This window comes from Jannaschia sp. S6380 (assembly GCF_023015695.1).
Lineage (GTDB): Bacteria > Pseudomonadota > Alphaproteobacteria > Rhodobacterales > Rhodobacteraceae > Jannaschia.
Genome location: NZ_JALKAS010000001.1, coordinates 1,068,906 through 1,087,865, shown reverse-complemented (window position 1 = coordinate 1,087,865; position 18,960 = coordinate 1,068,906). Strand labels below are relative to the sequence as shown.

The following is an 18,960-nucleotide window of genomic DNA, read 5'->3' as shown; positions in this document are numbered from 1 at the left end:
GCCATCGATGAATTGCGTTTCCGTTCCGGCCCTGATGATCCGCAATCGCGGCAATTGTTGGTCGCAAGTTTGCTGAGATTTGTTTGTTGAACCGATCTTGGGTTTGAGCTACCTCCGCGCCGACGGGTGATTAGCTCAGTGGTAGAGCGCTTCGTTCACATCGAAGATGTCGGGGGTTCAAATCCCTCATCACCCACCACGCCCCCTCCTCCGATGACGAACGCTTGCGCGACCGGGCGAGGCTCGGCATCACTCGCGCCATGTCGTTCCCCGAGATCATCGTCATCCGTCACGGACAGACCGAATGGAACCTCGCGGGGATCTGGCAGGGCGCCCGCGATTCGCCGCTCACGCCCGAGGGTCGCGCCCAGGCCCGCGCGATCGGTGCGATGTGCGCCCGGCTTGGCCTCGGGCGCGGGACACATGATATCCTCGTCAGTCCGCAGCGGCGCGCCAGGCACACGGCGGAACTGGCTTTCGGGGCCGACCTGCCAACCGATCCGCGACTGGCCGAGATCGACGTCGGCGACTGGTCCGGGCGTCGGCCGGCGGACTTGCGCGTCGAACTCGGGTTGCCGGCGGCGACCGGCGGCTTCGACCTCTACGATCGCGCGCCGAACGGAGAGCGCGTCGCGCAGGTCTTCGATCGCGTCGCCCCGCTCCTTCTTAATCTCGCGCGGCCGACGATCCTCGTCACCCACGGCATCACGGGGCGCATGATCCGCACGCTCGCCCTCGGCCGTCCACGTGCGAGTTTCGCAGATCTCCCGGGCGGGCAAGGGATCGCGTGGCGGATCGCAGGCGGAACGGAAACTTGCCTGCGCCCCGCACGCGAAGACGCGGCCGACCCCGCGGCAACGCTTGATTGACCCGTCCCGCCGCGGTATCCGCGGCCCGCGCGGGTGGTTAGCTCAGTTGGTAGAGCGTCTCGTTTACACCGAGAATGTCGGGGGTTCGAGCCCCTCACCACCCACCAACCGCCCCATGTTCCGGACGTGGCGGTCATTCCCGCAGGGCCGGCAGCCCGATTCCGGTCGCCTCGAACCCGCCGTCGACGGCCAGCCGCTGCCCGGTCACGAAACTCGCCTTGTCCGAGCAGAGCCAGACGATCGCCTCGGCGATCTCGGATTCGTTGCCGTAGCGGTTCAACGGGATCGCATCGTGATAGGCGTCGATGATTTCTTGCGTGTGGACCGCCATGGCCAGCTTGGTGCGAACGGGGCCGGGGCAGACGCAGTTGGCGCGGATGCCGTGTTCGCCCAGTTCCACCGCCTGCTGCTGCGTTAGGTGCGCGACGCCGGCCTTGCTGGTTCCGTACGCCACGCGCAGGGTCGAGGCGCGCAGGGCGCTGATCGACGCGATGTTGACGATGGCGCCGCGCGTGGCTTTCAGCGCGGGCGTGAAAGCCTGGCTCATAAGGAACACGCCGTCCAGATTGGTGGCCATGACGGCGCGCCAGCGGTCGAATCCCGTCTCCTCGATCGGGCCAAAATCGGCGATGCCGGCGTTGTTGATCAGGGCATCGACGCGGCCTATCGCGCGCTCGACCTCTCCGACCAGCCCGGCGACCGCATCGGCGTCCGACACGTCGCAGGGCAGGGCGATCGCGTTCGACAGGCCCTCGGCCGCGCGGGTCAATTCGGGCACGTCGTTGTCGACCATGACCACGCGCCGCTCTTCGGCCAGGAACAGCTTGGTCGTGGCAAGCCCGATGCCGCGGGCGGCTCCGGTGACGATGGCGGTCTTTTGCATGACATTCCTCCCCTGGCGGTGCCGAGTTGACAGGTTCGGCCGCGGCGGCACAAGCGTCGCCGTTGCGATCCGGCGGGCATTTCGGCCCATTGCCAAGTATTGTCGCCCGTGGTCCCGAAATCCGCCGCAGCCGCTTGACGCGCTGCATTACGCACCATAAACCCGCGCTCACGCCGGGCCACCGGCGGGCAGTGGGCGGTTGTAGCTCAGTTGGTTAGAGTACCGGCCTGTCACGCCGGGGGTCGCGGGTTCGAGCCCCGTCAACCGCGCCATCGCTGCCCCAACGGTCCGACACTGCGCGGTTGTAGCTCAGTTGGTTAGAGTACCGGCCTGTCACGCCGGGGGTCGCGGGTTCGAGCCCCGTCAACCGCGCCATCCGTCCCTTTCCGCGTCATCCTGTCCGATGCGTGTCGCCCGGGCGGCTGCTAGCATGGCGTCGAAAGGATGGATGCCTCGATGTCCCAGGTCATGGCGACACGATTGCCGGCGGGAAGCGAACTTCATGCGCTCTGCGGGCCGGCGGATTTCCTCGACTGCTATTCGGTCGCCTCGACGCTGGGTCCGCGACCGGCGGCCGAGATCGTGGTGGCCTTTCCGCCCTGGGTTCACGCGCTTTTGCGGCTAAGACATGCGCTCACCGCGCCATTCGGCCTGTCGCAAAGCGGCCCGGCCGGTCCCGACATGCTGGGCCCGTTTCCCGTCCTGCGCGAGGACGCCGGCGAGCTCGTGGCCGGGTTCGACGACAGACACCTCGATTTCCGCATCTCGCTGCTGTCGGAGGGTGGCCGGATCCATCTGGCCACTTGGGTACATACGCACAATCCGGGCGGCCGGTTGTATCTGATGGCCGTCATGCCGTTCCACATCCTGGTCGCACGCAACGCATTGGCACGCGTCGCAGCCGCCGGTTAGCCGCGGCCGCGTCGTTCCAACCGAGGAAGAAGCGCGCTGAAATCACGGCCTTTGCCATTCTCCGCCTCGACGAACTGGGCGTATTGCTCCGTCGCCACGGCACCGATCGGCGTGGCCGCGTCGGCCGCCTCGGCGGCCTGCTGCGACAGGCGCAGGTCCTTCAGCATCATCTCGGCGGCAAAGCCGGGCTTGTAGTCGTTGTCGGACGGCGCGGTCGGCCCGACCCCGGGGGCCGGGCAATAGGTGGTCAGCGACCAGGACTGCCCCGAGGAGGTGGAGGCAACGTCATACATTGCCTGACGATCCAGACCCAGTTTGTCGGCCAATGCGAAGGCCTCGCAGGTCACGGCCATCGTCGCGCCGAGGATCATGTTGTTGCAGATCTTCGCGGCCTGACCGTTGCCCGACGGCCCGCAATGCACCGTACGCGCACCCATCGTGTCCAGAAGCGGGGCGGCGATGGCCAGCGCAGCGTCTGATCCGCCGACCATGAAGGTCAGGCTGCCCGCAGCCGCCCCGCCCACGCCACCCGACACCGGCGCGTCGAGCGCGAGAAGGCCCCGTGCCGCCGCTATCTCCGCGACCGCACGGGCCGACTCCACGTCGACGGTCGAGCAATCCAGGAACACCGCGCCGTTCGCCATGACCGGAACGATCTCCTCGGCGACGGCGCGCAAGATCTGGCCGTTGGGCAGCATCGTCACCACCACCTCGGCCCCGTCCGCGACCTCGGCGGCGGATCGTCCGACCGTTACGCCCTCGGGCGCCGCCGCGGCCGTGTCGAAGCCCGTCACGTCGTGCCCGGCCGTGGCGAGGTTCGCGGCCATCGGGCCGCCCATGTTGCCGAGTCCGATGAATCCAATCTTCATTTCCATGTCTCCAGGTTTGGCGCCAGCGGGCCGAGCGGGCGAAGCATTCGCGAAACATCGGCCCCGGTGACGGATTGCGGGCCGTCGTGCCGCCAGCGCGGCGCGCGATCCTTGTCGATGATCTGGGCGCGTATGCCCTCAACGAAGTCGCCATGTTCGGCGGCGCGGAAGGTGAAGCGCGCCTCCTGTCCCAGCGCCGCCTCGATCGTCGGGTCGTCGCCCAGCCGGTGCAGGATCTCGACTGCGCATGCCATGGAAAGCGGCGCGTTGCGTCCCAGCGCGCCGCGCGCGGCATCGCCGACGGGACCGTCGGCATCCGCCACGGCGCGCGCGATGTCGCCCAGCGTCTCGCCAGCGAATAGCGTGTCGATCCGCGAACGGTCGGCGGCCAAGGGCGCATCGGGGGCAGGGCGCGCGGTGGCGTCGACCGCGGCCACATCTCCCGTCTCGATCAGATCCGCCCTCAGCGCATCCCATCCTTCCGGGATGTAATGGTCCGCGAACCCGGCATGGATCGCATCCCCGGGGCCCATACGCGCGCCCGTCATCCCGAGGTATTCGCCCAGACGCCCCGGCGCCCGCGCCAGCAGAAGCGATCCGCCCACATCCGGCACCAGGCCGATGCCGCATTCGGGCATCGCGATCCGGCTGTCGTCGCGCACGATCCGGTGCGACCCATGGCAGCCGACACCCACGCCGCCCCCCATGGTGAAGCCATGCAAGAAGGTCACCACCGGCTTCGGAAAATGGAACAGCTTGGCGTTCATGCGGTACTCGTCCGCCCAGAACCGCTGGCCGTAGTCCCAGCGGGCTTCGCGGCCGGCCTCGTACATCGCCACGATGTCGCCGCCGGCGCAAAAGGCGCGTCCCTCCGCCCCGTCGATCAAGACGACATGAACGTCATCGCGCAAGCGCCAATCGTCCAACGCTTCTTCGACGGCGAGGCACATCTCCCAGGTCAGCGCGTTCAGGGCCTTCGGGCGGTTCAACGTGATCCGCCCGGCCCGGCCTTCGGTGCGGATGTGGATGTCGTCGTTCACCGTGTCTGCTTCCTCTGGCCGAAAATACCTCGGGGAGCGCGAGGGGCTGGCCCCTCGCCCCGCCTCACGCCGCGATCAACCCCCGCGCGACGATCAGGCGCATAATCTCGTTCGTGCCTTCCAGGATCTGGTGGACGCGCAGGTCGCGGACGAGCTTTTCGATCCCGTAATCGGCGAGGTAGCCATAGCCGCCATGAAGTTGCAGACACTGATCGACGACACGACTGCCGGTTTCGGTGACGTGCTTCTTGGCCATGGCGCAGAATTTCGTCGCATCCGGCGCGCCGGTGTCCAGCTTCCACGCGGCCTGGCGCAGGAAGATTCGGGCGGCCTGCAGCTCGATCTCCATGTCGGCCAGGCGGAATTGCAGGGCCTGGAACTGATCGATCGGCTTCCCGAAGGCGCGGCGCTCGGCCATGTAGGCCAGCGTCATGTCCAGCGCCTGTTGCGCCGCGCCCAGCGAGCAGGCGGCGATGTTGAGGCGGCCGCCGTCGAGGCCCTGCATGGCGTAGCGGAAGCCGTGCCCCTCCTCGCCCAGCAGATCGGCGGACGGCACGGCACAGTCGTCGAGCTGCACCTGGCGCGTGGGCTGCGACCGCCAGCCCATCTTGTCCTCGAGCCCGCCGAAGGACAGGCCCTCGGCCCCGTCATGCACCACGAATGCCGACACGCCGCGCGGCCCGTCCTCGCCCGAGCGGGCCATGACGATATAGGCGTCCGAATACCCTGCGCCCGAAATGAACGCCTTGGTCCCGGTCAGGCGCCAGCCCTCGTTCGTGCGGGCAGCGCGGGTCTTGAGCGCGGCGGCGTCCGAGCCGCTGCCGGGTTCGGTCAGGCAATAGCTCAGGACGGTCTTCATCGCGACGGCATCCGGCAGGATCCGCCCCTTCAGGTCGTCGGACCCGAAGGCGTCGATCATCTTGGCACACATGTTGTGGATCGACAGGAATGCCGCGACCGATGGGCAAGCCATCGACAACGCCTCGAACACGAGGGTGGCATCCAGACGGGTCAGGTCCGTTCCGCCCTGGTCTTCCGACACGTAAAGGGCGCCGAACCCCAATTCCGCCAGCTTGGGCCACAGGTCCTTGGGGATTTCTCCTTCGGCCTCCCATGCGCGGGCGTGGGGGGCGATCTCGGCCTGGCCGACGTCGCGGGCCATGTCGAAGATCGCCTGCGACTCCTCGGAAAGTGCGAAATCCATCCGTCGGCCCTCCCAGCCTGAAATCGAACGACCGTTCAATTATGCGACCGCTTGCGCGTCAGGGCAAGCCGTTCAGTCCCTCGCGAAACTCGATTGCGAGGTGGTCGACCACGGCGCGCATCGCCTCCGCATCATCGGCGCCGGCCTCGCGCGCCTTTGCATGGGCGGCGCGCTGCCGGGCCGCGCTGGTGCCGCGCGCGACGATATCGGCCGCCCGCCGCGCCTCGGGCAGGCCGCCCAGGGCGTCGGCATCTTCGGCCACGAGGTCGAGGAGTTCCTCCGCCAGATCCGCCATTGGCACGATCTCGCCCCGTCCGAAGTCGATCAGCCCATCGCGCGTGCCATAGCGCTGCGCCCGCCAGCGGTTCTCGGCCAGCAGGAACCGGTCATAGCGCCGCCAGCTTCGGTTCGATTTCGAGAGCCGCCAGAGCGCCCGCATCAGCGCCTGCGTCAGTGCCGCAAGCGTCAGCGCGTCTTCCAGCCGGGGCGAGACGTCGCAGATGCGCGACTCGACCGTCGGAAAGGCGTGCGAGGGCCGTAAATCCCACCATATCTTCGAGGCGTCCTCGATCACGCCTAGTTCCACCAGCAGATCGACCGAGCCCTGCCAGTCGCGCCAGCCGTCCAGGTGCGGGGGCAGGCCGGTGCGGGGCATGTTGTCGAACACGCTCAGGCGATAGGAGGACAGACCCGTATCCTCGCCCTGCCAGAACGGCGAGGAGGCCGACAGCGCCAGCAGATGCGGCAGGAAATAGGTGGCCTGGTTGCACAGGTCGATCCGCGTCTCGCGATCCTCGATGCCGACGTGGACGTGCATGCCGCAGATCAGCATTCGGCGCGCGACGACGCGCAGGTCGCGGGCAAGCTTTCGATAGCGGGGCTGCGCGGTGAAATGCTGATCCTTCCAGTCCGAGAACGGATGGCAGGACGCGGCGATCGGGCGCAACCCGTGTTCGCCGGCCAACGTCGCGATGGTCCGGCGCAGGCGGCGCAACTCCGAGCGGGCCTCGGTCACGTCGGCGCAGACGCGTGTTCCGACCTCGATCTGGCAGTCCAGGAATTCGGGGCTCACCTGGTCGCCAAGTGCCTCCCGGCACGCCGCCATCAGCGCGTCGGGCGCCGCGGCCAATGCCCCGGTTTCGGCCGAGGTGAGGAGGTATTCCTCCTCGATCCCTATGGTGAAGGCCGGCTCGTCCCGCATGCGGAAACCCCCCAATCCTCCGCAGGTTAGCGGCCGGCGGGGGGATGTCCAGCCGTCGGGGCGCGGCGGGACCGGTGCCTCAGATCAGGCGGACCTGCGCGCCGATCGGGGTGAGCGCGTAAAGCTCGGCGATCTTCTCGTTATAGAGACCGATGCAGCCCGAGGACGACCGCCGTCCGATCTTGCGCGTGTCGTGGGTGCCGTGGATCAGGTAGGCGGGCCAGTCCAGATACATCGCATGCGTGCCCAGCGGGTTGCCGGGATCGCCGCCTTCGATGGTGACCGGCAGATCGGGGTCGCGTTCGCGCATGCTGGCGGTGGGTGTCCAGCTCGGCGCGACCTTCTTGCGCACGATCTCGGAATAGCCGCGCCGGGTCAGTTCCTCGGACATCGGGACAGAGGTCGGATAAAGACGATAGTCCGACCCGTCACCCGACCAGAAATGCAGCGCGCGCGAGCGGGTGTCGGCGATGATGGTGGCCACGCCCAGCGTGTCGAAATGGTCGCGCCAGTCGATCATGCGGAAGCTGGAGGTGTTGCGGCGGCTGAAATCCGGCTGCGCCTCGCCGCCGAACTGCTCGGCGGTATATTGCGCACGGGCGAGCGCGGGCGCGGCCAGAGCTGCGGCGGCGGTCAGCAAAAGGGTACGGCGATCGGTCATCGAAACTGCTCCTTGCTTTGCGCTGAGGTATCAACCCTGCGTCCATGAGTTAAGGGCCGGCGCGTTCACGTTCGCGCCAGTCCGGCGCCCGATCGGCAATTCGCCGCGCATCCGATCACGCGCGGCCGGGGTTCCGTTTCATCCGGTGCGCGGCCAGCCCGTCGCGCAGCACGTCTTCGACCTGCCGCAAGAGGACCGCGTTGTCGAAGCGTTCCTCCGCCGTTCGCCGCGCGGCCTGCGTCATGTCGGAATGGTCCCCGCTCAGCGCCTCGCGGATCAGGGCGGTGAAGCCGGGCAGGTCGTGTTCCTCGGACATCCAGCCGTTGACGCCGTGGTCGACCGCCTCGGGGATGCCGGCGTGGCGGGTGGAGACGATGATGCAGCCGCAGGCCAGTGCCTCCTGTATCGCCGTCGGCAGCCCCTCGGCATCGCCCGAGGGGCCGACCACGGAATGTTGCAGGAACACTTTAGACGTCGCCAGCGCCTCGCGGACCCGATCATGCGGCAGCGCGCCGTCGAAGGTGACGCGGTCGGTCACGCCAAGGTCCGCCGCCAGCTTGCGCGTGGGCGCCAGCAGGGGGCCGTCGCCGATGAACCGCAGATGCGCGTCGGGAATGTCGCGGGTGGCGTCGGCGAAGGCGCGCAGGGTCGTCAGGGGGGATTTCTTCTCGACCATCCGCCCGACGGCCAGGCAACTGCGCGGGACCTTTTCGGCGGGGCGGAACTTGCGGATGTCGACGCCCGAGGGGATGACATGGGCGTTCGGATGGCGCAGGCCCGCCGCCTCCAGCTGATCCAGCAGGTACTGACTGACCGCGAAGATCCCGTCCAGCATCGGCAGCAGGTTGACATAACCGCGCGCACGCCGGGGCTTGCGCAACTCCTCCGTCGCGTCACGCCCGCGGAAGTAGGAAAAGCACGGGATGTCCATCTCATGCGCAAGCGGGGCGATCTTGGCGATGCGGCTGCCGAACTCGCACAGGATGATCTCGACGCCCTCGTCGATCAGGAACCGCTCCAGCGCCGCCTTGCCGCTTCCGAAGGGCACGTGGGAGGTGCCGTAGAGCTTTTGGTTGCGCAGGCGTGGTGCGATGCCCAGGATATTCGCCAGCCCCCGCGTGCGCGACGCCGCGATGTCGTGGATCGCCTTGCCGTAAGGGTTTTCGCCCGAGGACGCGTCGGTCGAGATGATGCAGGTGTTGCCGCCGAACATGTGTTCGATGTGCCGGTTCACGAAGGTCTGGCCGGGCAGCGGATGGCTGCCCACGAAGAGGCAGGTCCTGGGATTGGTCGGTATTTCGTCCATCACGTCGCCCCCGGTGCGCACGGAAACCGGCGATAGCCGGAGGCGGCGGTTCCCGCAAGTCACTTGCCGGCGCGGGGCCGGACGCGCTATCGCCGCGCGAACCGAAGGGAATGACGCATGGGTCTGAAACGCACACTCCGCCGCATCGCGCGCGACCGCGGCTGGCGCATGCCGCGCGCAATCCTGCGGCAGGAGGACCTGTTCGTGCGCGGCGTGGCCGATACGTTGACCCGGGCGGACGTCGTGCTGGACCTGGGCGCTCATATCGGCCAAGTCAGCCAGGAATTCGCCCAACGCGCCGGGCGGGTCTATGCGTTCGAGCCGCATCCCGAGACATACCGGGCGCTGTGTCACAATACCCGGAACTATCCCCGAATCGAGACGATGAACAAGGCGGTGTCCGACGAGACCGGGACCGCGCGGCTGTTCTTCGACGACGCGGCCGAGGGGAAGTTCACCGAGGGCTCCACGCTCGTCACGGACAAGGCGAACGTGACCTACGAGACAGGGGCCGAGGTCGAGACGATCCGGCTGGCGGATTTCGTGACCGGGCTGGGCAAGCGGGTCCGGCTGGTCAAGATGGATATCGAGGGGGCGGAGTACCGCGTGATCGCCGACCTGGTCGAGACACCCGCGATCGGACAGATCGACAAAATCTACGTCGAAACGCATGAGGACCGGATCCCGGCGCTGCGCCCCGAACGCGACCGGGTGGAGGCGCGGATCGCGGCCCTCGGCCTTCAGGATCGCTTCGACTTCAATTGGCCCTGAGTGCCCGCCGCGACCGGGAATGCCGCGGATAACGGGTTCCCGCTCTCCGATCCGCCCTCAGCCGGACGTGATCGACGCCCGCATCCTGGGATGGACTTCGCAGAAGTAGCTGGCCGTACCGGTGAAGCCGATCGTGATCGTGGCCGATTGCCCGGCGCGCAGGCGGCCGGTGTCGAAGACGCCGTCCTGGGTGGACGTCGCGGTGTGCGGCGCGCTGTCGGCATTGGTGAACGTGACCGTGTCGCCGGGCGAGACGGACAGCGAAGCCGGATTGAACGCGAAGTTCTGAATCGTGACCTGGTGCGCCGCGGCATGGGCGCGGGTGGCGAAGGTCGCGACGAAAGGCGTGGCGATGGTGGCGCTCAGAAGCGCGCGGCGGGTGATCGGCATGTGCGGGGTCCTCTCTCACTGTCCCCGCGCAACATGACGTGGCGTCATTTGACGATCAATCCCGTCTACGCGAATGTGATCTATTCCATCACGGGGATCGAGAACTCTCCGCCCTCCTTGATGCCCGACGGCCAGCGCGCCGTCACGGTCTTGGTGCGCGTGTAGAAGCGGAAGGCGTCCGGCCCGTGCTGGTTCAGGTCACCGAACATCGACTTCTTCCAGCCGCCGAACGTGTGATAGGCCAGCGGCACCGGGATCGGCACGTTCACGCCCACCATGCCCACGTTCACCCGCTTGGCGAAGTCGCGCGCGGCGTCGCCGTCACGGGTGAAGATCGCGGTGCCGTTGCCGTATTCGTGGTCCATGGCGAGGCCTAGCGCCTCCTCGTAGGTCTCGGCGCGGACGCAGGACAGGACGGGGCCGAAGATTTCCTTGGTGTAGATCTCCATGTCCTTCGTGACCCGGTCGAACAGGTGCGGCCCGACGAAGAACCCGTCCTCGTAGCCCTGCAGCTTGAAATCGCGCCCGTCGACGACGAGTTCGGCCCCCGCGTCAACGCCCGACTGGATCAGCCGATGGATGTTGTCCTTGGCCGCCGCCGTGACCACCGGGCCGAAATCGACGTCGTCGCCCGCCGTGTAGGGCCCGACCTTCAGCTTCTCGATCCGCGGCACCAGCTTCTCGATCAGCTTGTCGGCGGTTGCCTCGCCCACCGGAACGGCGACCGAGATGGCCATGCACCGCTCGCCCGCCGCGCCATAGCCGGCCCCGACCAGCGCGTCGGCGGCCTGGTCCATGTCGGCGTCGGGCATGACGATCATGTGGTTCTTCGCGCCGCCGAAGCACTGCGCGCGCTTACCGTTCGCGGAGGCACGCTCGTAGATATAGGCCGCGATCGGGGTGGAGCCGACGAAGCCCACCGACTGGATCACCGGGTGGTCCAGGATCGCGTCCACCGCCTCCTTGTCGCCGTTGACGACCTGCAGGATGCCCTCGGGCAGGCCCGCCTCCTCCATCAGTTCGGCCAGCATCATGGGAACAGACGGATCGCGCTCCGATGGCTTCAGGATGAAGGCGTTGCCGCAGGCGATGGCGGGCGCGAACATCCACATCGGAATCATGGCGGGGAAGTTGAACGGCGTGATGCCGGCGGTCACCCCCAGCGGCTGGCGCATGGAATAGATGTCAATGCCGGGGCCCGCGCTGTCGGTGAAATCGCCCTTCAGGTGATGCGGTGCGCCGATGCAGAACTCGACGACCTCCAGGCCACGCACGACGTCACCCTTCGCGTCGGGCAGGGTCTTGCCGTGTTCGCGCGACAGCGCCTCGGCCAGCTTGTCCATATCGCGGTTCAGCAGCTCGACGAATTTCATCAGGACGCGGGCGCGGCGCTGGGGGTTCACGGCCGCCCAGGCCGGCTGCGCGGCGGCGGCGACCTCGACCGCGCGGTCCATTTCCTGCGACGACGCGAGCGCCACCTTGGCCTGCACCTCGCCCGTGGCGGGGTTGTAGACGTCAGCCGTGCGGCCCGACCCGTCGACCTGCGCCCCGTCGATCCAGTGCCCGATATTCTGCATGTCGTGCCTCCCTCAGCTTCACGCGCAACCTAGTCGTTAACGCCTTGTCGCGACAGGGGCAGTCGGGCAGGGTAGTCTTGCGATTTTGTCGGTATATGGGGTCGAATGGATTGGGATGACTTGCGCATATTCCTCGGCATCGCGCGTGCGGGGTCGCTGGCCGAGGCCGCACGGGGCCTTCGCCTCGATCCAGCCACCCTCAGCCGCCGTGCCGCGCGGCTGGAGCGGCAGGCCGGCGCGGCGCTGTTCCTGAAGTCGCCCCGCGGCTATGCGTTGACCGACGCAGGCCAACGCCTGCTGCCCCATGCCGAGGGCATGGAGGATCGGGCGCGCGCCGGCATCTCCGCCCTGGCGCAGGACGACCGGTTACGGGGGCGCGTACGGATCGGGGCGCCCGACGGGGTGGCCAACCACGTCCTGCCGAAAGTCCTTGCGGACATGCGGCGGGCCCATCCCGACCTGACGCTGGAGCTGGTGGCGCTTCCCAGGATCCTCGACCTGGGCCGGCGGGAGGCGGATCTGGCCATCACCGTCAGCGCGCCCACCGCCGGGCGGCTGATGGTCCGCAAGCTTTGCGACTATCGGCTGGGGCTGGCGGCGCAGGCGGACTACCTGGCCGCGCATCCGCCGATCCACTTGCGCGCCGACCTCGGCCGGCACGCGATCGTGGGATACATCCCCGACATGATCTTCGACACCGATCTGGACTACCTGGCCGAAGTCGGGGCCGACACGCCGGGGCTCGCGTCGAATTCGGCGGCCGTGCAACTGGGGCTTATCCGGGCCGGAGGCGGGATCGGCGTGGTCCATGACTTCATGCTTCCCTCGGCGCCCGAACTGCAGCGCGTCCTTCCGGGGGCCGTGGGTTTGCGACGCAGTTTTCATCTGTGCCGGCATCGCGACGCGGACACGTTGCTGGTCCGTCGGACGGCAGATCTGCTCACCGATGGCGTGCGCCGCGAAGTCGATCGCCTGGAAGCGGCGGCCGGTTGACGAATTCTCAACCTTCGTCGCCCATCTGGGGGGCATGAAGTTCGCCCTCGTCCTGTTTTCCTTGATCGTGTTGGCCGGATGCGCGCCATGGCGCGCGGCTCCGAAACCCGATCCCGTTACCTGCGCCGAGGTGATGGCCCTGGCCCATGCCATCGTCGACGGCCGGCAGGATGGTCAGTCCCGGGCCGAACAGCGCAGCCTAGTCTGGCGTGGCTCTGCCTTGCCCGCGCTGCATTTCGCCCAGATCGACAGCATCTACGACTGGCCGCGCCCCGTGGATGCCGAAGGCTGGCTGCGGCTGCGACGTGCGGCGGTGTCGGCGGCCGGGGTAAATTGCGTGAACCGCCCCGCAGCGGCCCTGCGCGGAAAGATCATCCCGTAGATGCGCGTGACCAGGCATGACGGCCCTGGGATGCCCGCCGAAGCCGCCGCCCCGGTTCACCGCGCTTGACACGTCCGGGGCGGGGCGCGACGCTTCCCACATGGTCGCTTTGCACGGAGGCCCGCAATGTTTGTCACCCAGATCCTGAATTCCAAGGCCCACAAGGGCGTTCTGACGATCGACCCATCGGCGACGATTGCCGACGCGGTGGCCGAACTTTCGGCGCGGCGGATCGGTGCGCTGGTCGTCAGCGGCGACGGACGGCATGCCGACGGCATCCTGTCGGAGCGTGACATCGTTCGCGAATTGAATGCCGACGGCACCAAGATCCTGGAACACAAGGTCAGCGATTTGATGACCAGTGATCTGAAAACCTGCGCGCCCGGCGACGATGCGCAGAAGATCCTGTCGGCGATGACCGAGGGGCGCTTCCGCCACATGCCGGTCGAGGAGGACGGACTCCTCGTCGGCCTCATCAGTCTGGGTGACGTGGTCAAAGCTCGGCTGAGCGAGGTGTCGATGGAAAAGGACGCGCTGGAGGCGATGATCTCCGGCCACGGCTGACATGCCCGGCCCACCGGCCGAGGATGGATCGGCGCGCGCGCGGCTGGAACGTCGCTGGCGCGACCTGACCGACCGCGAATTGCCCACGGCGGCGCGCTCGGACTGGCCGGTCCGGTTCAACCACTGCTTTCAACGTATCCTGCTGGACCATGCCACCGGGGGCGTCTGGTACGACGCCATCGAAGGGCGGCCCGCCTATGCCTACGCGTCCGATGCGGTTCTGTCGCGCGCAACCGCCCTGGGCGAAGCGGTCCTTTCCGGGGAGGCCGACCTGCGGCAACTGAACGAGCAGAGCCTCCGATGGCGATACGCGCGACGCGCTTGATCCGCCGGGCGTCGCATGTCAGGCGTGGCGCAACTTTCTTGCGGAGATGGCCCGATGCGCACCGCCCTTTATCCCGGCACGTTCGATCCGATCACCAAAGGCCATATCGACATTATCAAACGCGCCTGCACCCTGGTCGACCGCCTTGTCATCGGCGTTGCGATCAATCGCGACAAGGGTCCGCTCTTCCCGCTGGAGGAACGGGTCGCGATGGTCGAGGCGGAGGCGGCGTTTTGGTCGGCGCGTACCGGCACCGAGATCGTCGCACACCCGTTCGAGAACCTGCTGATCGACTGCGCCCGCGATGTCGGCGCCCAGATGATCGTCCGTGGGCTGCGCGCCGTGGCCGATTTCGAATACGAGTACCAGATGGTCGGCATGAACCGGATCCTCGATGACCAGATCGAGACCGTGTTCCTGATGGCCGAGGCCGAGCATCAGGCGATCGCCTCCAAGCTCGTCAAGGAGATCGCACGCCTGGGCGGCGATGTGTCCGGCTTCGTCACGCCCCCGGTGGAGGCGGCGCTCTCCCGTCATTTCGGCGGCTGATCGGGGTTTCGCGACTGATCCACGCGGCTTCCGGCGGGGCGAGCCGCAACAGGCGTTATTCGTTGCCGCGCGACAGGGCGGCGACGCCGGTGCGGGCCATCTCGACCAGGCCGATCGGGCGCATCAGTTCGGCGAAGGCGTCGATCTTGCCGACATCGCCCGTGATCTCGAACACGAAGCTGTCGAGGGTCGAGTCGACCACGTTGGCGCGGAAGATCTCGGCCAGGCGCAGCGCCTCGATCCGCTTGTCGCCCGTGCCGTGCACCTTGAACAGCGCCAGTTCCCGCTCGACCGCGGGCCCCTCGACCGTGAGGTCATGCACCTCGTGGACGGGGACGATCCGGCCAAGCTGGGCCTTGATCTGCTCGATCACCTGGGGCGTGCCGGTAGTAACGACCGTGATACGCGACGTGTGCCCCTCATGGTCCACCTCGGCCACGGTCAGGCTTTCGATGTTGTAGCCGCGCCCCGAGAACAGGCCGATGACGCGCGCCAGCACGCCGGCCTCGTTGTCGACGATCACGGCGAGCGTGTGCCGCTCCTGCGTGTCCGAAAAGGTCGGTCGCAGGTTGTAGGCCGAATGGCTGGTCGACCCTTTCTTCAGCTTGAGCGGCGACATGGATTCCCCCTGATGGTGCGCGCCATCGTATCTGCAGCTTTTCGCCGAACATGGAAAGGGCGTCGGAACCATCCCCCGGGGGCTGTGCATTGTGTCGTCACGAGCCGCCGACGATGTCGGACGGCCCAACCTGCAATCGAAGTTTAGGAGTCCTTCCATGACTGCCACCAAGTTTCTGACCGCATCCGCCCTTGCCCTTTCGCTCGCCGCGCCGGCCACCGCACAGGTCGTTCTCCAGAGCTATGACGTCGATGGCGACGGGGAACTGACGGGCGCGGAGTTCCGCAACCTTTTCGACAATGTCGCGACGCTCGCGACCTATGATACGGACGGGGACGGTTATCTCAGCCAGGGCGAGTATGACGCGGCCTTCGGCGATGCCGAGGTCCATTTCGCCGAGCTGGGCTATACCGGGTTCACCTATACCGACTGGGACCTGAACGCCGATGGCCTCGTGTCCGAGGAGGAGTATGCCGAGGGCTTCCTGCTGACTTACGACGCCGATGCCTCGGGCGTGATCGAAGGCGAGGAGCTGCAGCAGATCGAGACCGATTTCGGTACGGATGGTGTCTTCGGGCTGTAATTCCAGCACTCATCACGAATGATCGGGGCGGTCCATCGGGCCGCCCTTTTCCTTGGGTGCCGACCAACAAAATTTTTCTCGACGTGGGCGGAACATACCCCCCGGGTTCGAGCATTGATGGATCATGATAGGGCGGGGCCTGTCTCGCCCCTTCAAACCTGCGAACCAAGGGAGACGATCAGATGAAATCCATCGAGAAATTCCTTATCCCCGGCGCCTTGGCGCTTGCCATGGCCAGCCCGGCGGCGGCCCAGATGATGACCCCCGAGTGGGATCTGGACGGCGATGCGGCGCTGTCCGCTGACGAGTTCAACACCGGCTTCACCGAAGGCGGTAAGTTCACCACCTACGACAGCGACGGTGACGGTTTCCTGTCGGAGATGGAGTACGACACCGCATTCACGGACCGCGAGACGGTGTTCGAGGAGCGCGAGTACGAAATGGGCGCGTTCTCGGACTATGACGCCGATGGTGACGGCCTGCTGAACGAGGAAGAGTACAACACGAGCTGGTTCGACACCTACGATGCCGACGGCTCGGGCATGCTCGACGAGAACGAGATGACCTATGTCGATGAGGACATGGGCGAAGACGGTCTCTTCGACCTGTAAGCCGGTCGTGGCGAATGATGGGGCGGTCCTTCGGGGCCGCCCTTTTTCATGCGCGGCCAACCGTCGGAATGGGCGGGCCAGTGCCGATCGGCGCGGGGTCGGCGGAAAGACGACGCATTCCGCGCGCCTCGCCGCCGAGGCATCGGCAGGCAAGGGGCCGATCCGTGGACGGGTGGCCCGACCCGTGGCGGGACGGGCGGGCGGGGGGCACATCTGCGGTGCAGCCGGGGCATCACGTCCCGGCCCGACAGGAGAGAACGCATGAAACGCATGATGACCCTGACCACCATCGCCGCCGCCCTTGCCATGCCCGCCCTGGCCCAGACGGCCTGGGACGTGGATGGCGACACGATCCTTACGCCCGAGGAGTTCGTGACCGGCTTCTCGGCCGAAGGCACCTATGCCACCTTCGATCTTGACCAGAGCGGACAGCTGGACGCGGCGGAGTGGGACTCGGGCCTCGGCACGGTGGGGGAATACGCCAACATGGACCTGAACGGCGATGGCGGCGTCGACGAGGCGGAGTACAATGCCCTGCTGTTCAACCGCTACGACGTGGACGGGTCCGGTGCCATCGAGGCGGCCGAGACCGCCGCGATCGAGGCCGACATGGCCGAGGACGGCATGCTGGCGCGCTGACGCCGCAGCCACCCAGACGAAACGGGGCGCCGCGTCCGCGCGCGCCCCGTCCCTTGGCTCAGACCAGAACCGCGCCCGTGGCGGTGATCTGCCCCTGCGTCGCGGCGTTGGCCATCAGCATCTCGTTATGGGCCTTGCCGGACGGGATCATCGGGAAGCAGTTTTCGTGCTTCTCGACCAGGCAGTCGAACAGGACGGGCCCGTCATGGTCGATCATCTCCATGATCGCATCGTCCAGGTCGGCGGGGTCCGAGCACTGGATGCCCTTGGCGCCGAACGCCTCGGCCAGCTTGACGAAATCGGGCAGGGCCTCGGACCAGCTTTGGGAATAACGCTCGCCATGGAGCAGTTCCTGCCACTGACGGACCATGCCCAGGCGTTCGTTGTTCAGGATGAACTGCTTCACCGGCAGCCCGTACTGCACCATCGTGCCCATTTCCTGCATGTTCATCAGCCAAGACGCCTCGCCGGCGACGTTGATGACAAGGCTGTCGGGATGCGCCACCTGCACACCCATCGCCGCCGGCTGGCCGTAGCCCATGGTGCCCAGGCCGCCGGACGTCATCCAGCGGTTCGGCGCCTCGAACCCCATGTATTGTGCGGCCCACATCTGGTGCTGGCCGACCTCGGTCGTGATGTAGCGATCGCGGTCCTTGGTCAGCGCCTCCAGCCGCGCGACGGCGTGCTGCGGGCGGATGGTCGGGCCGGTCTGTTCGAAGGCCAGGCAATCGACTGCGCGCCACTGCTCGATCTGGGCCCACCATTTCTGCAAGGCGGCCGTGTTCGTCTTGCGTCCGCGCGACTTCCACAGGTTGAGTGCGTCCTCCAGCACGTGGCCCACATCCCCCAGGATCGGGACATCGGCCTTGACCACCTTGTTAATGGAGGAGGGGTCGATATCGACATGGACCTTGCGGGAGTGCGGCGAGAATGCATCCAGCCGGCCGGTGATCCGGTCGTCGAAGCGCGCGCCGATGTTGATCATCAGGTCGCAGCCATGCATCGCCATGTTCGCCTGATAGAGCCCATGCATCCCGAGCATGCCCAGCCACGCCTCGCCCGAGGCGGGATAGGCGCCCAGCCCCATCAGGGTCGAGGTGATCGGAAAGCCGGTGCCCTGCACCAGTTCGCGCAACAGCTGGCTGGCCGCGGGGCCCGAATTGATGACGCCGCCGCCGGTATAGAAGACCGGGCGTTCCGCCGTCTCGATCAGTTCGACCATCCGCTCGATCTCGTCCGGATCGCCTTTGAGCCGGGGGCGGTAATGCGACGTCTCGATCTGCTTGGGGCCGACATAGGTGCCGTTGGCGAACTGGATGTCCTTGGGGATGTCGACCAGCACGGGTCCGGGCCGCCCGCTGGTGGCGACGTGGAACGCCTCGTGCAGGGCGGGGGCCAGGGTGTCGGTCTCCTTCACAAGCCAGTTATGCTTGGTGCAGGGGCGCGTGATGCCGACCGTGTCCGCCTCTTGGAACGCGTCCGAGCCGATCATGAAGGTCGGAACCTGGCCCGAGATAACGAGGATCGGGATCGAATCCATCAGTGCGTCCGTCAGGCCGGTGACGGCATTCGTCGCCCCGGGGCCCGAAGTGACCAGCGCGACGCCGATCTTGCCGGTCGAGCGGGCATAGCCTTCGGCGGCGTGCACGGCGGCCTGTTCATGGCGGACGAGGAAATGCCGGATCTCGTTCTGCTGAAAGATCTCGTCATAGATCGGCAGGACGGCCCCGCCCGGATACCCGAAGACCGCGTCGACCCCCTGATCCTTGAGCGCGCGCACGACCATCTGCGCGCCCGTCATCTGCTTGCCCGACATCTGTTTGTTCATCGTCCTGTTCCCCTCAGGCGCTTTCACGAAAAACCCCCGGAGGGGTCAGCTCCGGGGGCGCATGGTTCCAGTTATGGATGCCGCTATGTGCGACCCATGCACCCTGATCCAAGAATTACGAGAAGCGTGGTCATCTGTTGGCTCCGTTACGGGTTCGACTTTTAGCGACCGTCGCAGGGGCGTC

General features: G+C 67.1%; 22 protein-coding genes and 4 tRNA genes. 15 read left to right on the top strand and 11 right to left on the bottom strand.

Annotation, left to right across the window (positions count from 1 at the left end; all coding sequences use genetic code 11):
* The first annotated feature begins 124 nt into the window (after window positions 1-124).
* From MWU52_RS05665 to MWU52_RS05655, 3 genes are all read left to right on the top strand, one after another.
* A tRNA-Val gene (locus MWU52_RS05665) sits at window positions 125-199 on the top strand.
* A 61-nt stretch (window positions 200-260) separates the two neighbouring features.
* Window positions 261-869, top strand: a complete 609-nt coding sequence (locus MWU52_RS05660; RefSeq protein ID WP_246950201.1) for a histidine phosphatase family protein — start codon at window positions 261-263, stop codon at window positions 867-869.
* Between the two features lie 31 nt (window positions 870-900).
* A tRNA-Val gene (locus tag MWU52_RS05655) sits at window positions 901-976 on the top strand.
* Window positions 977-1,002: 26 nt separating this feature from the next.
* Here MWU52_RS05655 and MWU52_RS05650 read toward each other — a convergent pair.
* Window positions 1,003-1,752, bottom strand: coding sequence for an SDR family oxidoreductase (locus MWU52_RS05650; protein ID WP_246950200.1), 750 nt, complete (start codon window positions 1,750-1,752; stop codon window positions 1,003-1,005).
* Window positions 1,753-1,947: 195 nt separating this feature from the next.
* Here MWU52_RS05650 and MWU52_RS05645 point away from each other — a divergent pair.
* From MWU52_RS05645 to MWU52_RS05635, 3 genes are all read left to right on the top strand, one after another.
* A tRNA-Asp gene (locus MWU52_RS05645) sits at window positions 1,948-2,024 on the top strand.
* A gap of 26 nt (window positions 2,025-2,050) precedes the next feature.
* Window positions 2,051-2,127: transfer RNA gene (locus MWU52_RS05640), tRNA-Asp, on the top strand.
* Between the two features lie 81 nt (window positions 2,128-2,208).
* Complete coding sequence (locus tag MWU52_RS05635; protein WP_246950199.1) at window positions 2,209-2,664, top strand: DUF2867 domain-containing protein; 456 nt, start codon at window positions 2,209-2,211, stop codon at window positions 2,662-2,664.
* Here the strand turns inward: MWU52_RS05635 and mmsB are convergent.
* The 6 genes from mmsB to MWU52_RS05605 form a co-directional block, all read right to left on the bottom strand.
* Entirely contained in the window at window positions 2,661-3,533 is an 873-nt protein-coding gene (gene mmsB, locus MWU52_RS05630) for a 3-hydroxyisobutyrate dehydrogenase (RefSeq protein WP_246950198.1), read from the bottom strand. The genes MWU52_RS05635 and mmsB overlap by 4 nt on opposite strands.
* Complete coding sequence (locus MWU52_RS05625; protein ID WP_246950197.1) at window positions 3,530-4,573, bottom strand: enoyl-CoA hydratase/isomerase family protein; 1,044 nt, start codon at window positions 4,571-4,573, stop codon at window positions 3,530-3,532. Before MWU52_RS05625 ends, mmsB begins: the two co-directional genes overlap by 4 nt.
* Window positions 4,574-4,637: 64 nt before the next feature.
* The gene (locus MWU52_RS05620; RefSeq protein ID WP_246950196.1) at window positions 4,638-5,777 is read right to left on the bottom strand and encodes an acyl-CoA dehydrogenase family protein; all 1,140 of its coding nucleotides are present in this window, start codon (window positions 5,775-5,777) and stop codon (window positions 4,638-4,640) included.
* Window positions 5,778-5,835: 58 nt separating this feature from the next.
* Window positions 5,836-6,978 (bottom strand): carboxylate-amine ligase, encoded by a 1,143-nt coding sequence (locus MWU52_RS05615; RefSeq protein ID WP_246950195.1) that lies wholly within the window; start codon window positions 6,976-6,978, stop codon window positions 5,836-5,838.
* 79 nt (window positions 6,979-7,057) lie between these two features.
* The gene (locus MWU52_RS05610; protein WP_246950194.1) at window positions 7,058-7,639 is read right to left on the bottom strand and encodes a L,D-transpeptidase; all 582 of its coding nucleotides are present in this window, start codon (window positions 7,637-7,639) and stop codon (window positions 7,058-7,060) included.
* A gap of 115 nt (window positions 7,640-7,754) precedes the next feature.
* Window positions 7,755-8,945: a glycosyltransferase gene (locus tag MWU52_RS05605; protein WP_246950192.1), complete on the bottom strand. Its 1,191-nt coding sequence runs from the start codon at window positions 8,943-8,945 to the stop codon at window positions 7,755-7,757.
* Window positions 8,946-9,062: 117 nt separating this feature from the next.
* On the opposite strand from MWU52_RS05605, the gene MWU52_RS05600 reads away from it, so the two are divergent.
* The gene (locus MWU52_RS05600; protein WP_246950190.1) at window positions 9,063-9,716 is read left to right on the top strand and encodes an FkbM family methyltransferase; all 654 of its coding nucleotides are present in this window, start codon (window positions 9,063-9,065) and stop codon (window positions 9,714-9,716) included.
* A gap of 57 nt (window positions 9,717-9,773) precedes the next feature.
* Here the strand turns inward: MWU52_RS05600 and MWU52_RS05595 are convergent, their stop codons facing one another.
* A complete protein-coding gene (locus MWU52_RS05595; RefSeq protein WP_246950189.1) occupies window positions 9,774-10,106 on the bottom strand; it encodes a plastocyanin/azurin family copper-binding protein in 333 nt (110 codons plus the stop codon).
* Between the two features lie 80 nt (window positions 10,107-10,186).
* On the bottom strand, window positions 10,187-11,683 hold the full coding sequence (locus MWU52_RS05590; RefSeq protein WP_246950188.1) for a CoA-acylating methylmalonate-semialdehyde dehydrogenase: 1,497 nt from the start codon (window positions 11,681-11,683) through the stop codon (window positions 10,187-10,189).
* Between the two features lie 105 nt (window positions 11,684-11,788).
* Here MWU52_RS05590 and MWU52_RS05585 point away from each other — a divergent pair, with 105 nt between their 5' ends.
* The 5 genes from MWU52_RS05585 (at window position 11,789) to coaD (ending at window position 14,496) form a co-directional block, all read left to right on the top strand.
* Entirely contained in the window at window positions 11,789-12,676 is an 888-nt protein-coding gene (locus MWU52_RS05585) for a LysR family transcriptional regulator (protein WP_246950187.1), read from the top strand.
* A gap of 34 nt (window positions 12,677-12,710) precedes the next feature.
* Window positions 12,711-13,058 carry a hypothetical protein gene (locus MWU52_RS05580; RefSeq protein ID WP_246950186.1) on the top strand — a complete coding sequence of 116 codons (348 nt, stop codon included), beginning with the start codon at window positions 12,711-12,713 and terminating at the stop codon, window positions 13,056-13,058.
* 126 nt (window positions 13,059-13,184) lie between these two features.
* Window positions 13,185-13,622: a CBS domain-containing protein gene (locus MWU52_RS05575; protein ID WP_246950185.1), complete on the top strand. Its 438-nt coding sequence runs from the start codon at window positions 13,185-13,187 to the stop codon at window positions 13,620-13,622.
* Between the two features lies 1 nt (window position 13,623).
* Window positions 13,624-13,947, top strand: coding sequence for a hypothetical protein (locus MWU52_RS05570; protein WP_246950184.1), 324 nt, complete (start codon window positions 13,624-13,626; stop codon window positions 13,945-13,947).
* 54 nt (window positions 13,948-14,001) lie between these two features.
* Window positions 14,002-14,496 (top strand): pantetheine-phosphate adenylyltransferase, encoded by a 495-nt coding sequence (gene coaD, locus MWU52_RS05565; protein WP_246950182.1) that lies wholly within the window; start codon window positions 14,002-14,004, stop codon window positions 14,494-14,496.
* A 55-nt stretch (window positions 14,497-14,551) separates the two neighbouring features.
* Here coaD and ilvN read toward each other — a convergent pair whose 3' ends face one another.
* Complete coding sequence (gene ilvN / locus MWU52_RS05560) at window positions 14,552-15,115, bottom strand: acetolactate synthase small subunit (RefSeq protein ID WP_246950180.1); 564 nt, start codon at window positions 15,113-15,115, stop codon at window positions 14,552-14,554.
* Window positions 15,116-15,272: 157 nt separating this feature from the next.
* On the opposite strand from ilvN, the gene MWU52_RS05555 reads away from it, so the two are divergent.
* The 3 genes from MWU52_RS05555 (at window position 15,273) to MWU52_RS05545 (ending at window position 16,948) form a co-directional block, all read left to right on the top strand.
* Window positions 15,273-15,698 carry a hypothetical protein gene (locus MWU52_RS05555; protein WP_246950178.1) on the top strand — a complete coding sequence of 142 codons (426 nt, stop codon included), beginning with the start codon at window positions 15,273-15,275 and terminating at the stop codon, window positions 15,696-15,698.
* Window positions 15,699-15,880: 182 nt separating this feature from the next.
* Window positions 15,881-16,309 (top strand): hypothetical protein, encoded by a 429-nt coding sequence (locus MWU52_RS05550; protein ID WP_246950176.1) that lies wholly within the window; start codon window positions 15,881-15,883, stop codon window positions 16,307-16,309.
* A 261-nt stretch (window positions 16,310-16,570) separates the two neighbouring features.
* Entirely contained in the window at window positions 16,571-16,948 is a 378-nt protein-coding gene (locus MWU52_RS05545) for a hypothetical protein (protein ID WP_246950175.1), read from the top strand.
* A 58-nt stretch (window positions 16,949-17,006) separates the two neighbouring features.
* Here MWU52_RS05545 and MWU52_RS05540 read toward each other — a convergent pair whose 3' ends face one another.
* A complete protein-coding gene (locus MWU52_RS05540) occupies window positions 17,007-18,776 on the bottom strand; it encodes an acetolactate synthase 3 large subunit (protein WP_246950174.1) in 1,770 nt (589 codons plus the stop codon).
* Window positions 18,777-18,960 lie beyond the last annotated feature (184 nt).